The 13,187-nt window shown below is 74.2% G+C and carries 13 protein-coding genes; 5 read left to right on the top strand and 8 right to left on the bottom strand.

Annotated elements, in window-relative coordinates:
* Positions 1 to 66: 66 nt before the first annotated feature.
* Both NFX44_RS07395 and NFX44_RS07390 read right to left on the bottom strand, forming a co-directional pair.
* Positions 67 to 1,500 carry a PQQ-binding-like beta-propeller repeat protein gene (locus NFX44_RS07395; protein WP_262282753.1) on the bottom strand — a complete coding sequence of 478 codons (1,434 nt, stop codon included), beginning with the start codon at positions 1,498 to 1,500 and terminating at the stop codon, positions 67 to 69.
* Between the two features lie 72 nt (positions 1,501 to 1,572).
* Positions 1,573 to 2,064 (bottom strand): Lrp/AsnC family transcriptional regulator, encoded by a 492-nt coding sequence (locus tag NFX44_RS07390; RefSeq protein WP_262282752.1) that lies wholly within the window; start codon positions 2,062 to 2,064, stop codon positions 1,573 to 1,575.
* A gap of 140 nt (positions 2,065 to 2,204) precedes the next feature.
* Between NFX44_RS07390 and hppD the strand changes: the two genes are divergently transcribed.
* From hppD to hisC, 4 genes are read left to right on the top strand one after another with little or no spacing between them, the layout of a single operon-like run.
* Positions 2,205 to 3,410: a 4-hydroxyphenylpyruvate dioxygenase gene (hppD, locus tag NFX44_RS07385; RefSeq protein WP_262282751.1), complete on the top strand. Its 1,206-nt coding sequence runs from the start codon at positions 2,205 to 2,207 to the stop codon at positions 3,408 to 3,410.
* A gap of 10 nt (positions 3,411 to 3,420) precedes the next feature.
* Positions 3,421 to 4,137, top strand: coding sequence for an RDD family protein (locus tag NFX44_RS07380; protein WP_262282750.1), 717 nt, complete (start codon positions 3,421 to 3,423; stop codon positions 4,135 to 4,137).
* 22 nt (positions 4,138 to 4,159) lie between these two features.
* Positions 4,160 to 5,215, top strand: a complete 1,056-nt coding sequence (locus tag NFX44_RS07375) for an RDD family protein (protein ID WP_262282749.1) — start codon at positions 4,160 to 4,162, stop codon at positions 5,213 to 5,215.
* Positions 5,212 to 6,315, top strand: a complete 1,104-nt coding sequence (hisC, locus tag NFX44_RS07370) for a histidinol-phosphate transaminase (RefSeq protein ID WP_262282748.1) — start codon at positions 5,212 to 5,214, stop codon at positions 6,313 to 6,315. Before NFX44_RS07375 ends, hisC begins: the two co-directional genes overlap by 4 nt.
* Positions 6,316 to 6,429: 114 nt before the next feature.
* On the opposite strand, the gene NFX44_RS07365 is transcribed toward hisC, so the two are convergent.
* The 5 genes from NFX44_RS07365 to NFX44_RS07345 form a co-directional block, all read right to left on the bottom strand.
* Positions 6,430 to 7,683, bottom strand: a complete 1,254-nt coding sequence (locus NFX44_RS07365; RefSeq protein WP_262282747.1) for a PQQ-like beta-propeller repeat protein — start codon at positions 7,681 to 7,683, stop codon at positions 6,430 to 6,432.
* Positions 7,684 to 7,769: 86 nt separating this feature from the next.
* Positions 7,770 to 8,252 (bottom strand): SRPBCC family protein, encoded by a 483-nt coding sequence (locus NFX44_RS07360; protein WP_262282746.1) that lies wholly within the window; start codon positions 8,250 to 8,252, stop codon positions 7,770 to 7,772.
* Positions 8,253 to 8,361: 109 nt separating this feature from the next.
* Positions 8,362 to 8,571, bottom strand: coding sequence for a DUF397 domain-containing protein (locus NFX44_RS07355; RefSeq protein ID WP_262282745.1), 210 nt, complete (start codon positions 8,569 to 8,571; stop codon positions 8,362 to 8,364).
* A gap of 140 nt (positions 8,572 to 8,711) precedes the next feature.
* Positions 8,712 to 9,911: a fumarylacetoacetase gene (gene fahA / locus NFX44_RS07350; RefSeq protein ID WP_262282744.1), complete on the bottom strand. Its 1,200-nt coding sequence runs from the start codon at positions 9,909 to 9,911 to the stop codon at positions 8,712 to 8,714.
* Between the two features lie 76 nt (positions 9,912 to 9,987).
* A complete protein-coding gene (locus tag NFX44_RS07345; RefSeq protein ID WP_262282743.1) occupies positions 9,988 to 10,854 on the bottom strand; it encodes a hypothetical protein in 867 nt (288 codons plus the stop codon).
* Between the two features lie 94 nt (positions 10,855 to 10,948).
* Between NFX44_RS07345 and NFX44_RS07340 the strand changes: the two genes are divergently transcribed.
* The gene (locus tag NFX44_RS07340) at positions 10,949 to 12,115 is read left to right on the top strand and encodes a homogentisate 1,2-dioxygenase (RefSeq protein WP_262282742.1); all 1,167 of its coding nucleotides are present in this window, start codon (positions 10,949 to 10,951) and stop codon (positions 12,113 to 12,115) included.
* Here the strand turns inward: NFX44_RS07340 and NFX44_RS07335 are convergent.
* Positions 12,112 to 13,149, bottom strand: coding sequence for a tetratricopeptide repeat protein (locus NFX44_RS07335; RefSeq protein WP_262282741.1), 1,038 nt, complete (start codon positions 13,147 to 13,149; stop codon positions 12,112 to 12,114). The genes NFX44_RS07340 and NFX44_RS07335 overlap by 4 nt on opposite strands.
* Positions 13,150 to 13,187: the final 38 nt, after the last annotated feature.

Here is a 13,187-nt window from a genome sequence, read left to right as displayed (position 1 = left end):
CTAGGGCAGAGCCGTCGATCGGTGACACCCGCCGGGTGGGTCGTGGGACGCCGCTCTCACCCGGCGTCACTTGCCGTCGGCGCAGAGCTCGTTCTTCGGGCCGCAGCGGCCCTGGTCGGTCGGGGGGCGCCAGGTGTCGCCCGGGTCCGGCGCGGGCACCGCACCCTCGTCCGGCGGGGGCACCCCGGCGGCGCCGGCGCCCCAGCGGACGTACCCGATCTCCCGGCCCTCCCCGATGATCATGCCGTTCGGGCCGACCGCCAGGGCGTTGGCCGAGGTGCGCAGGAGGACCAGCTCCCGACCGCTGCGCGGCTCGACCGCGATGAGCCGGGACGGCTTGTCCTCGGCGATCAGCGCCGCGTACGGGGTGAGCGCCGCGCCGGTCTTCCCGCCGGCCGGCCGGGTCCACCGGGTGCGGTCGGCCGACAGCTCCCGGCCGAGGAGCGAGTCCTTGTCGGCGCTGCGCACGAGCGCGTAGCGGTCGTCGACGGCGAGCAGCTTCTCGCCCTCGGCGCCGACCTGGAGCAGCCGGCCGTCGTACCCGTCGATCACCGCCTCGCGCCCGTCCGGGGCGACCCCGATGAGCACGTTCCGGGCGCCCTGCGGGTCCTCCCGCTGCACGCAGCCGGCGTAGTCGGCGGTCCGCAGGTTCACCCCGTTGCGGCGCCACACCTGCTGGCCGGTGGCCGGGTCGACGGCGGTGAGGGTGAAGTAGCAGGTCCCGTCGCGGGAGGTGGCGGCGATCCGGAGCAACCGGCCGCCGACCACCGCGAGCCGCTCCTCGCGGCCGGGCTCGACGTTCTGGAGAACCCGCCCGGTGGCGGTGTCCACCACGTGCACCCGGTCGTCGACCGGGAAGCCGAGCAACGGCGGGACGGGCTCCGGCCCGGCCACCCCGCTGTCGATCCGCGGCGCTCCGAGCCGCCGGGTGCCCAGCAGCTCGGGGTTGTCGGCGAGCACCCCGCTGTTCACGCCGGGCAGGAACGCGCTCCAGCGCGGCGCGGTGCCGCGCGGGTCCCAGGCCCGCAGGGTGCAGTCGGTGGACTGCACGCAGTAGGCGTCGAGCAGCAGGTTGCGGTAGGTCCAGACGGCCACCGCCCGCTCGTCGCGGCGGCGCACCACGCCGGTGGCGGGGTCGAGCACCTCGTAGCCCTTGTCCAGGAGCTTGCCCACGGCGACGACCGCGTCCCGGTCGCCGCCGGCCACCGCCGCCCAGTCGGCCTTGCGCTCCCAGAGCTGCGTGCCGTTGGCCAGGCCGCGTGCCTCGACCCGGGTGCGCTGCTCGACGATCACGGTGTCGCCGGCGATGGTGACGCTCTTCGGGGTGCCGCCGACCCGCTGCTGCCAGACCACGTCCGGCTCGGAGATCGGCTTGCTCCGGTCGACCCAGTCCCACAGGGCGGGGAACGGGTTCCACACCCCGGTGGCGGCGAGGACGACCACGGTGATGAGCCCCAGCAGCAACCAGCCGCGTACGCCAAGGCCCTTCACACCGCACACGGTAGCGACGATCACCGGTGCGCCGGCCCCCCGAACGGCCGTGTCGCGCCGCTTTCTCGGTCGGCCGCCGTGTTATGCGCCGCGGGCGGCGGAACGGACCAGCGGCAGGGTGCGGTAGGGGATCTGCTCGGCCAGGGCGATGATCGTGGAGGCGCGGCGGATGCCCTCCGAGGCGACGATCTGGTCGATGACCCGCTGGAGGTCGGTGTTCGACCGGGCCACGATGCGGCAGAGCAGGTCGCTGGAGCCGGTGATGGTGTGCGCCTCCAGCACCTCGGGGATGGCGGCCAGGTGCGCGGTCACCGGGTCGTGGCCGTGCCGCTGGCTGATCTCCAGGGTCACGAAGCTGGTGACCCCGAAGCCGATCGCGGCCGGGGAGATGTCCGGCCCGAACCCGGCGACCACCCCCCGCTCGACCAGCTTGTCGAGCCGGGCCTGGACGGTGCCCCGGGCCACGCCGAGCCGCCGCGAGCACTCCAGCACCCCGATCCGGGGTTCCTCGGCGAGCAGATCGATCAAGCGCGCGTCCAGCGCGTCGAGCTGTACATCCTGACCAGTATTCATGGGGTTTCATATTACTGAATGCACAACCTGACCAGAGTTTCCGCCGACTATTGCCCAACTGGCGGCGACGCAGCGATCCTCGCCAGAACACCAGAGCAACGGCGGCCCACGAGGCCGGCCGGTACGCAAGGGAGGCCATCATGACCCAGGCGATCGACCGACCCCAGTCGACCGAGGAGGTCGACGTCGACGCCCTCGTCGGCGCCGTCGACCACGACATCACCCGCGACCCGTTCCCGGTCAAGGGCCTCGACCACGTGCACTTCCTGGTGGGCAACGCCAAGCAGGCCGCCCACTACTACTCCACCGCCTTCGGCATGACCTGCGTGGCGTACCGCGGGCCGGAGCAGGGCTACCGGGACCACGCCCAGTACGTGCTGACCAGCGGCTCCGCCCGATTCGTGCTGACCGGCGCGGTCCGGCCGGACGCCGAGGGCAGCGAGCACGTCGCGAAGCACAGCGACGGCGTCTCCGACATCGCGCTGGAGGTGCCGGACGTGGACGCCGCGTACGCGCACGCCACCGCCCAGGGCGCGACCGGCCTGGTCGAGCCGCACGACGTCAGCGACGAGCACGGCATCGTCCGGATGGCGGCCATCGCCGCGTACGGCGACACCCGGCACACGCTGGTCGACCGGGCCCGGTACACCGGCCCGTTCCTGCCCGGCTTCGTGGCCCGCGGCCCGATCGTGGACCGGCAGCCGATGATCGACGCGGGCATCCAGCCGAAGCGCTTCTTCCAGGCCGTCGACCACGTGGTCGGCAACGTGGAGCTGGGCCGGATGGACGAGTGGGTCGAGTTCTACAAGCGCGTCATGGGCTTCAGCAACATGGCCGAGTTCATCGGCGACGACATCGCCACCGACTACTCCGCGCTGATGAGCAAGGTGGTCGCGAACGGCACCCGCAAGGTGAAATTCCCGCTCAACGAGCCGGCCGTCGCCCGCAAGAAGTCGCAGATCGACGAGTACCTGGAGTTCTACCAGGGCCCGGGCGCCCAGCACATCGCCGTGGCCACCAACGACATCCTGGCCAGCGTCGACGCCATGCGGGCCGCCGGCGTCGAGTTCCTGGACACCCCGGACTCCTACTACGAGGACCCGGAGCTGCGCGCCCGGATCGGCCAGGTGCGGGTGCCGATCGAGGAGCTGAAGTCCCGCAAGATCCTGGTCGACCGGGACGAGGACGGTTACCTGCTCCAGATCTTCACCAAGCCGGTGCAGGACCGCCCGACCGTCTTCTTCGAGCTGATCGAGCGGCACGGCTCCCTGGGCTTCGGCAAGGGCAACTTCAAGGCCCTGTTCGAGGCCATCGAGCGGGAGCAGGAGAAGCGCGGCAACCTGTAACACTGTCCGCGTGACCCAGCCTCCCCCCATGTCGACGCCGCCGCCCGCCGGGCCCCCGCCCGCGGGCGGCGGTTTCGCGCCGCCGTCCGGGCCGTACCTGCCGCCGCAGCAGCACACCCCACCCACGTACGCCGGGCTGCCGAGCTACCCCCCGCCACCCCCGGGGTACGCCCCGCACGCCGCCTTCGTGCCGCCCACCCGGGCCCCCAACGGGCAGCCGCTGGCCGGCTTCGGCGAGCGGCTCGTGGCCTGGCTGATCGACATGACGGTCGCGACCGCGGTCGCCATGGTGCTCTTCGCGCCGGTCTTCCTCTGGCTCTGGTTCCGGATGTTCAACGAGATGATGACGGTCGCCCCGGACGGAACGGTGCCCGAGCCCGACCCGGCCATGATGATGACCGACTTCTTCCTGCCGATGCTGCTGGCCGAGGCCGGCCTGTTGCTGGTGATGTTCGCCTTCTACTGGCTCTACCACGTCGAGTACGCCCGCCGGACCGGCCAGACGCTCGGCAAGAAGGCGATGAAGCTGCGCATCGTCCCGCTCGACCCGAGCGCGCCGCTGACCCGGGGCGTCCTCGGCCGGCGGTACCTGGTGGAGTTCGTCGCCGGATCGCTGGTGCCCTTCGCGAACTACGTCGACGGGTTCTGGCAGCTCTGGGACAAGCCCTGGCAGCAGTGCCTGCACGACAAGTTCGCCGGAACGGTCGTCGTTAAGGTTGCACCGTGAGCGAGCACCGCGAGGCACGGCCGTGAGCGTGCAACCCGGCTGGTACGTCGACCCCGCCGACCCCGAGACCCGCAGGTACTGGGACGGCGAGGGGTGGCTCGGCGCGCCGATCCCCGTCGACGCCACCCCGCCCGACGGACCACCGCCGCCCGAGCCGGCCCCCGCCACCGCAGCGCCGGCCCCCACCTCAGCCGCGCCGCACCCGGGCCAGCCGGCCCCGGTGCCGGGGACGCACCCCGGCGCGCCGGCGCCCGGGCCGTACCCGGGCCCGCCGGCCGGTGGCCCGGGACAGCCGTGGCCCGGGCAGACCGGCCCGTGGCCCGGACAGCCCGGACAGCCCGGACAGCCCGGACAGCCCGGACAGCCCGGCCCGACGGGACAGCCCGGCCCGTGGGCCGGCCAACCGGGCCAGCAGGGCCAGCAGGGGCCGCCGCCGGGCTGGCCGTACCCCGGCTGGCCGGGGCGACCCCCGGTGCCGCGCCCACACGGGCTGCCGCTCGCCTCGTACGGCGCCCGACTGGTCGCCCGCCTGATCGACCTCGGCGTGGTGTTCCTGCTCAACGCCGTGGTCAACGGCTGGTTCGTCTGGCGCTACGTCGAGGAGATCTCGCCGTACCTGAGGGAGTCGGTGCGCCGGTCGCTGGCCGGGGACACCTCCACCGACGGGCTGCCCCAGCCGGGCGAGCAGGCCGCCGGACTCCAGATCGCCATCCTGCTGATCGCCACCGCGCTCTGGTTCGCGTACGAGGTGCCCTCGATGGCCGCCCGCGGCCAGACCTTCGGCAAGCGGCTGGTGGGCGTCCGGGCGCTGCCGATCGAGGCGGACCAACCGCTCGGCTTCGGCCGGGCCACCCGGCGCTGGAGCACCCTCGGCCTGCCCACCCTGCTCTGGTACTGCTGCGGCCTGGGCCTGCTGCTCCAGTTCGTGGACGCGGTCTCCCCGCTCTTCGACCAGCCGCTGCGCCAGGCCCTGCACGACAAGCGGGCACAGACCGTGGTGGTCCAGTTGCCCCGCACCCGGCCCGACACCCGCACCACCCCGCGCGACCGCGCCAACCCCCCGGGAGACACCCCATGACCGACACCGGACGTCACCAGCCTCCGCTGCGGCTCACCCGCGCCGACCTCGACGCGCTGCCCAACTACGTGCCCGGCCGCAGCCCGGCCGACCTGGCCCGCGAGCTGGGCCTGCCCGAGGCGATCAAGCTGGCCAGCAACGAGGTCCCGTACGGCCCGCTGCCCGGGGTCGTGGAGGCGGTCACCGAGGCGGTCGCCGGTTCGCACCGCTACCCCGACATGGGCGTGGTAGCGCTGCGCCAGGCCCTCGCGGAGCGGTACGGCGTGGACGCCGACCGGATCGCCACCGGCTGCGGCTCGGTGGCGCTGGCCGAGCACCTGGTCCGGGCCACCTGCCTGCCCGGCGACGAGCTGCTCTACTCGTGGCGGTCCTTCGAGGCGTACCCGATCATCGCGGCGACCAGCGGCGCGACCAGCGTGCGGGTGCCGAACGACGCCGGCCACGGCCACGACCTGGCCTCGATGGCGGCGGCGGTGACCGACCGGACCCGGATGATCCTGGTCTGCAACCCGAACAACCCGACCGGCACCGCGGTCCGCAAGGCCGAGCTGGACCGCTTCCTCGACGCGGTGCCGGACGACGTGCTCGTGGTGATCGACGAGGCGTACCGGGAGTTCGTCACCGACCCCGAGGTGCCGGACGGCCTGAGCTACCTGGACCGGCCGAACGTGGCGGTGCTGCGCACCCTGTCCAAGGCCTGGGGCCTGGCCGGCCTGCGGATCGGCTGGCTGGTCGCCGAGCCGACCGTGGCCGCCGCCGTGCGCAAGGTGGTCACCCCCTTCTCGACCAGCATGGCCGCGCAGGCGGGCGCGCTGGCCGCGCTCGCGCAGGCCGACGAGGTCGAGCGCCGCTGCGCGCTGGTCGTCGCCGAGCGGGACCGGGTCACCGAGGCGCTGCGCAAGTTCGTCCCGGACGTGCCGGAGAGCCAGGCCAACTTCGTCTGGCTGCCGCTCGGCGAGCGGGCCGTCGAGTTCGGCCGGGCGTGCGAGGCGCGCGGCGTGATCGTCCGGCCGTTCCCCGGCGACGGTGTGCGGGTCACCATCGGCACCCCGGCCGAGAACGACGCCTTCCTGGTCGCCGCCGAGGCCGCGCTGGCCTGACGGCGCAGGTCCGGGGCCGGTCCGTCAACCCCCTACGGACCGGCCCCGGACGTCTCACCAGACGATATGGGAACTCCAATACCTTTTGTCCGTTTTGCCGAATACCTGAGGTGATCAGGTGCGGGCCAGCAGCACTGGCTCGGCCATCAGGAAGTACCCCTGGTCGTCGTCGTCCGGGCGGGCCCGCTCGCGGAGCCGTTCCACCGCCACGTAGCCGTCCACCGCGTGCGCCCGGCCGGGCTGCCACCCGGTCCCGTCGCGGCCGAGATCCATGGTGAACCGGGACCGCTCCGCCCCGGTGGCCGGATCGATGGTGACCAGCTCCCGCGCCCCGGTCAGCAGGTGCACCCGGCCCGGCTCGACCGCCAGGATCCGGACCTGCCCCAGGTCGTCCCGGCGCCACACCTGCGCGCCGGTGCGGGCAGACCGTCCGGTGACCACGCCGCCCGCGGCGCCCACCGCGTGCTCGCCGTCCAGCTCGCTGTCCGGGCCGTCCAGCGCGGGAGCGGCAACCGGCTCACCCGCGCCGGGGACCAGCCAGCCCCGGCCGGTCTCGTCGCCCCGCCCGGAGGTACGCAGCCCGCGGCAGGCCGAGTGCCCGTCCCGGCAGCCGAGCGGCGTCACCACGAGCTGCTCCGGGGCGTCCGGAGGGCGCCAGCGGGTCCGTACCGCGCCGGTGGCGGCGTCCCGGAACTCGACAGTTGCCGGCCCCGCGCAGGAGTCGACCCCGAGCAGCTCGCCGGCGGCCGTGGTGCCCACGTCGGCGCGGCAGCCCCGCGCCACCTCCGACCGCCACAGCCGGCGGCCGTCCGCCAGGGCGTACCCGCCCATCCCGCCGGGACCGGCCGCGACCAGCACCGTCCGGCCGTCGGCGGACCGGGTGACGTGCAGGCCGACCGGATCCCAGACCGTGGCGGCGTAGGTGCGGCGGGGCTTCGGCACGTCGCCGGGCGCCGGCCCGTCGGCCCGCCAGGCGACCCGCCCGGTACGCGCGTCCAGCGCCACCAGCTTCCCGTCGGACCAGCGACTGACCACCGTGGTGCCCTCGGCGAGCACCCCGACCAGCTTGGCCGGCCAGCGACGGTACGACCAGAACGGGGTGACCCGGTGCTTCCCGGAGACGGGCTGGTCCGCGTACACCTGGCGGGCGCCCGCGTAGACGCGGAGCCGGCCGTCCACGACCAGCGGCGCGACCGGCAGCCGGCCGATCACCCCCACCGGCGGGGTCGGCGCGGCCGGGTACGCTCCCCGGGCGACCGTCTCGACCTCGGCGGGCGCGAGGACCCGGACGACCACGGCGACCGCCGCCGCGACGGCCAGCACCGCCACGACCGCCACCATGATCCGCCGCCCCGCGGGCTTGCCCATGCCGCACCTCCGCCCGGCACCCTACCCAGCGGCGGTCCCCGGGGGCCGCGCGCCCGGCCGGGGTCAGACCCGCCGGCGGGGTCGGCTCAGGCGGCCTCGGCCGACCGGGTGGGCCCGACGGCCAGCGCCAGGTCGGCCAGGTCCCGGCGGAGGGCGCCCTCGACCGCACGGGCCGCCAGACCGCCGAGGATCAGCGCCAGCACCCGGCCGTACGGGCGGGTCGGCACCGCCTCGTGCTCGACGGTGACCTCGGTGCAGCCGCGCCGCCGGCGCTCGACGGTGCGCAGCGTCCAGGTGATCCGGTAGTCCGCACCCGCGCCCCGCGAGCTGAGCACCAGCCGCGCCGGGGCGACCGCCTCGACCACCAGGAACTCCTCGGGCTCGGCGACGCCATCGGGTCGCACCCGGGTCTCCCGCCAGGCGGTGCCGGCCCCGAGGTCGCCCGAGGTGAGGATCTCGACGTCGCCGACCGCGGAGAGCCAGTCGGCCCGCGCCGGGAGGTCGGTGAGGAGCCGCCAGACGTCGACGTCCTGCGCTTCGATGAATGCGGAAACCGTCACCGTCGACATGGCACCTCCCGTGTCGTCCACGGTACGGGCCGTCACCGGGTAAGGGGAGCCTTGCGGTGACATTTCCACCACCGGTGCCCCGATCGCGGGGCACCGGCGTGGTGAGCGGTCAGGAGCGGAAGGCGTCACCCCGGATCGCGGCGACGAACGCGGTCCAGCCCGGTGGGCTCACCGCGAGCGCGGGACCCTGGGGGTCCTTCGAGTCGCGTACGCCCACCACGCCGTGCGCGGCGACCACGTTGGTCGCCACCTCGACGCAGAGGCCCTGATCGTTGGAGCGGCTGCTGGTGCGCCAGATGGCGCCGGTCAACTCGGTCATCCTCGCGGTCCTTCCTGTTCACTCGGGTGCGCCCCGGCCCGCACCGCCGGGGCGTACGCAATCCGCGACGATCAACGGCGAAGGCAACGTCCCCGGTCGCACAGCGGGTGCGACCGGGGACGGAGAGTGAACAGGGCGACTCAGCGCGCCGGCAGGATGCTGCCGGTGACCTCGCCGAGGGCGATCGTGGTGCCGTCCGGGCCGGGCGCGGTAGCGGTGATCGTGACCGTGTCGCCGTCCTCCAGGAAGGTGCGCTCGGCGCCGTCGGCGAACTTGACCGGCTCGGCCCCGCCCCAGGTCAGCTCCAGGAACGAGCCGACCTGCCCGCGCTCGGGCCCGGAGACGGTGCCGGAGGCGTAGAGGTCGCCGGTCCGCAGGGAGGCGCCGTTGACGGTGAGGTGGGCGAGCTGCTGGGCCGGGGTCCAGTACATGGTGGCGAACGGCGGTTCGGCGACCCGCTCGCCGTTCCACTCGACCGACAGGCTCAGGTCGAGTCCGAGGTGCGGGGTGTCGTGCAGGTAGTCCTGGACCGGCGGGTCCTGGTCGGGCGCGGGCACGAAGGCGTCGGCCAGCGCGTCCAGCGGGGTGACCCACGCCGAGACCGAGGTGGCGAAGGACTTGCCCAGGAACGGGCCGAGCGGCTGGTACTCCCAGGCCTGGATGTCCCGGGCCGACCAGTCGTTGACCAGCACCACGCCGAAGACGTGGTCGGCGAAGTCCGCGACCGGGACCCGGTCGCCGAGCCGGCTCGGCACCCCGACCACGAAGCCCACCTCGGCCTCGATGTCCAACCGGACGGAGGCGCCCGTGGTCGGGCCCTGCGCGGTGGCCCGCTGGCCGGTCGGGCGCACCACGGAGGTGCCCGAGACGACCACGGTGCCGGCCCGGCCGTGGTAGCCGATCGGCACGTGCTTCCAGTTCGGCAGCAGCGGCGGCTGGCCGGGGCGGAAGATCTGCCCGACGTTCGACGCGTGGTGCTCGGACGAGTAGAAGTCGACGTAGTCGGCGACCTCGAACGGGAGCAGCAGCTCCACCTCGCGCAGCGGCACCAGCAGCGGCTCCACGGCCGGCCGGTGCGCCGGGTCGGTGAGCAGCTCGGTGACCCGCTGCCGCACGGCGGTCCACTGCGGACGGCCGAGGGCCATGAAGTCGTTGAGGGTGTGCCGGCCGAGCGCGCCGGCGGCCAGCACCAGCCCGGCGGCCTCCGCGCCCGCCAGGTCCAGCACGAAGTCGCCGATCCGCACGCCGATCCGCGGCTCGCGGTCGCCCTGCCGGAACACCCCGTACGGCAGGTTGGCCACCCCGTAGGCCGAACCCGCGGCACCCGTCACCCAGCTCATGCCGCCACTCCGCTCCGCTCCGTGGCGCCATGAGGCACCGACGCACTGAACCTGCTGATTCGCTCGCTGCGCTCGCTCATTCCTCGAAGCCCCCGTTCACCAGCCCCAGCCGGATCAGATCGGTAAGTGGTTCGGAGATGCTGCACGAGCCGTAGCCGACCCAGAGCGGGCGCTCGGCGTCCTGGTGTGCCCGGGTCTGCTCGACCACCCGGAGCGGGTCGGTGACGGCGAGCAGCTCGGCCACCGCGTCGACCTCGGCGCCCCCGGTGGCCGCCAGCGTCGCCGCCAGCACGTTGACGAACCCGTGGTGGGTGAAGCCGGTCTCCGGGTCCCGGTGCCGGATCGCCTGGTGCAGCCCGGCGGTCAGCTTGAACGGCAGCCCCCGGTCCCGGCACGCGCAGATCACCGCGGCCAGCTCCACCGGGGTCGGGAAGAGTTCGGCGGCCAGCCCGCCGGTGCGGAACTTGGCGGCCACGGGCAGCCCGCCGGCCCGCGCCGCGGCGAGGGCGTCCAGCGCACTCATCAGGCCGAACGTCAGCGGGATCTCGGCGTAGACGGTGGTGCCGCCGAGGCGCTCGGCGAGCTTGACCAGGTCGGTGAGGCCCGGCTGCGGGTCCTCACCCCGCTTGGCGACCGGGGCCTCGACCTGGCTGGCGGTGACCCCGTCCGGCGGCAGGAAGGACATGGCGAAGGGCAGGCCCTCGACGCCGGTGTCGCCGATCAGGCCGATCACGAAGCCCTCGGCCGGGTCGACCAGGCCGCTGAGCTCACCGGCCGCAACCGACGAGGCGGGCAGCAGCAGCGGGCCGACCAGGTCGGCGTACCACCCGGCGCGGTGCCGGCGATGCGCGGTCACGGCGTCCGGCAGCGCGGCGCTGCCGGGCGGAAAGACCGCCGCGTCGTCGACGAGGCCGGCGAAGAGGCGGGGCACCTGCGTTGACACGAGACAAGAATCTACGGGACGCTACAAGGAACGGACAACTACGTCCGATTATCGGACGTCACCGGCCGGAGAACGGGACATAACGGGAGGCGAGATGCCGTACTACCGCAGCGTCGGCGAGGTGCCCCGCAAGCGCCACACCCAGTTCCGCCAACCCGACGGCACCCTCTACGCCGAGGAGCTGGTCGGCCAGGAGGGCTTCTCCTCCGACTCGTCGCTGCTCTACCACCGGCACGCGCCCACGGCGATCGTGGCCGCCGAGGAGTTCACCCCGAACGCGTTCACCCGGGTCCCCAACCTGCCGCTGAAGCCGCGGCACCTGCGCACCCACAAGCTCGACGGCGCCGGCGCCGACCCGGTGCTCGGCCGGCAGTACCTGCTCGCCAACGACGACGTGCGCATCGCCTACGTGCTGGCCGACCGGCCGTCGCCGCTGTTCCGGGACGCCACCGGCGACCACTGCCTCTACGTGGAGTCCGGGACGCTGCGGGTGGAGTCACCGTTCGGCCTGCTGGAGGTGGTGGCCGGTGACTACGTCATCATCCCCACCTCGACCATCCACCGCCTCGTGCCCACCGGCGACGAGCCGACCCGGCTGCTCGCCATCGAGGCCGCCGGCCACGTCGGCCCGCCCAAGCGCTATCTCTCGGTCCGCGGGCAGTTCCTGGAGCACTCGCCCTACTGCGAGCGGGACGTCCGCGGGCCGGACACCCCGCTGCTCGTCGACGAGACCGACGTCGAGGTGCTGGTCCGCCACCGGCGGGGTTGGACCAGGTACGTGTACGCGAACCACCCGTTCGACGTGGTCGGCTGGGACGGGCACATGTACCCGTGGGCGTTCTCCATCCACGACTTCGAGCCGATCACCGGCCGGATCCACCAGCCGCCGCCCGTGCACCAGACCTTCCAGGGCCCGAACTTCGTGATCTGCTCGTTCGTGCCGCGCAAGGTGGACTACCACCCGGGCGCCATCCCGGTGCCGTACAACCACCACAACGTCGACTCCGACGAGATGCTGTTCTACACCGGCGGCAACTACGAGGCCCGGCGCGGCTCCGGCATCGAGCAGGGTTCGATCTCGCTGCACCCGTCCGGCTTCACCCACGGCCCCCAGCCGGGCGCCGCCGAGCGGTCGATCGGGGCGGAGTTCTTCGACGAGCTGGCGGTCATGGTGGACACCTTCCGCCCGCTCGACCTCTGCGACGCCGCGACCGCCTGCGAGGACGACGCGTACGCCTGGACCTGGGCGCGCCGGGCCTAGCGCCGGGGGTGGTGGCCGGGCCGTGCGAGCACGACGAACTCGGCCACCACCGTCGCCGTGATACCGGTGACCAGCGGCCACGGGCCGCCGACCAGCGCGTAGAGCACCAGCAGCACCGGGGCGGCGGCCACCGCGCACACGGCCAGGGCCAGGGCCGGATCGGCGCGGAACAGCCCCGGCACGATCGTGTCCAGCCGGCCGGGCAGCCGGACCGCGTACCGCCAGGCCAGCAGGGCCCCACCGAGCGCGGTCAGCACCGCGAAGATCCGCGACGGGCCCGGAGCGACCGGTGCCAGGAAGGCGACCAGCACGGTGGCCACCAGCGACCAGCCCGCGCCGTACAGAATCAGCTCGCGCAACCCGTCCGCGACCGTCCGGCTGGCGTGGCCGCCCGCCGGGTCCAGGACCGCCGACTCGGCCAGGTGCTCCAGCGCCACCGCGTAGCGGCGCTGCTCCAGCCGGATCACGCCCATGTCGTGCCGCGCCTCGGCCAGCTCCGGGTCCAGCCGCAGCGCCTCCCGGTAGGCCCGCTCGGCCAGGTCGTACAGCTCCAGCCGGGCCGCGACCAGACCGAGCACCAGGTGCGCCTGGGCGGTCTCCGGAGCCAGCTCCACACCGCGCCAGGCGGCGTTGAGCGCCGCCTGCCCGTTGCGCGCGCCGGCCAGGATGGCGGCGGCGCTCCGCTGGGCGTACGCGTCGTCCGGGCCGAGCGCCAGGATCTCGTCCCCGGTGCTCGCCGCGGCCTTCCACCGGCCCAGGTCGACCAGGGCGAAGCCGCGCGCCACCAGCGGCGACAGGGCACCGGGGGCGGCGGCCACGGCGGCCTCGGCGACCGGCAGCGCGTCCGCCGCCCGGCCGGCGGCGAGGTGCACCCGGGCCAGCATGGTCAACGCCCCGGCGTTGCCCGGGTCGGTGGCGAGCGCCCCGTCCAGTTCCTCGGCGGCCTCGTCGTACCGGCCCAGTTCGGCGAGGAGCTGCGCGCGCTGGACGTAGCCGTCGGCGGCGGACTGGTCGGGGGCGGCGTCGTTGGGCATCACGCCGAGCGTAACCGCCGGCCGCCGCCCCCGCCGCC

It is taken from the genome of Micromonospora sp. MA102, assembly GCF_025460765.1.
GTDB classification, from domain to species: Bacteria; Actinomycetota; Actinomycetes; order Mycobacteriales; family Micromonosporaceae; genus Micromonospora; species Micromonospora halotolerans.
The sequence above is the reverse complement of the archived record's forward strand: the minus strand, read 5'-3'. Positions and strand labels throughout refer to the sequence as shown.

Bases quoted from the DNA above. Each gene is read 5' to 3' on its own strand.
- NFX44_RS07340 (WP_262282742.1), top strand. From the start codon at position 10,949: ATGCCGTACTACCGCAGCGTCGGCGAGGTGCCCCGCAAGCGCCACACC.
- NFX44_RS07355 (WP_262282745.1), bottom strand. From the start codon at position 8,571: ATGACCGAGTTGACCGGCGCCATCTGGCGCACCAGCAGCCGCTCCAAC.
- hisC (WP_262282748.1), top strand. From the start codon at position 5,212: ATGACCGACACCGGACGTCACCAGCCTCCGCTGCGGCTCACCCGCGCC.
- NFX44_RS07390 (WP_262282752.1), bottom strand. From the start codon at position 2,064: ATGAATACTGGTCAGGATGTACAGCTCGACGCGCTGGACGCGCGCTTG.
- NFX44_RS07335 (WP_262282741.1), bottom strand. From the start codon at position 13,149: ATGCCCAACGACGCCGCCCCCGACCAGTCCGCCGCCGACGGCTACGTC.
- NFX44_RS07365 (WP_262282747.1), bottom strand. From the start codon at position 7,683: ATGGGCAAGCCCGCGGGGCGGCGGATCATGGTGGCGGTCGTGGCGGTG.
- fahA (WP_262282744.1), bottom strand. From the start codon at position 9,911: ATGAGCTGGGTGACGGGTGCCGCGGGTTCGGCCTACGGGGTGGCCAAC.
- NFX44_RS07360 (WP_262282746.1), bottom strand. From the start codon at position 8,252: ATGTCGACGGTGACGGTTTCCGCATTCATCGAAGCGCAGGACGTCGAC.
- hppD (WP_262282751.1), top strand. From the start codon at position 2,205: ATGACCCAGGCGATCGACCGACCCCAGTCGACCGAGGAGGTCGACGTC.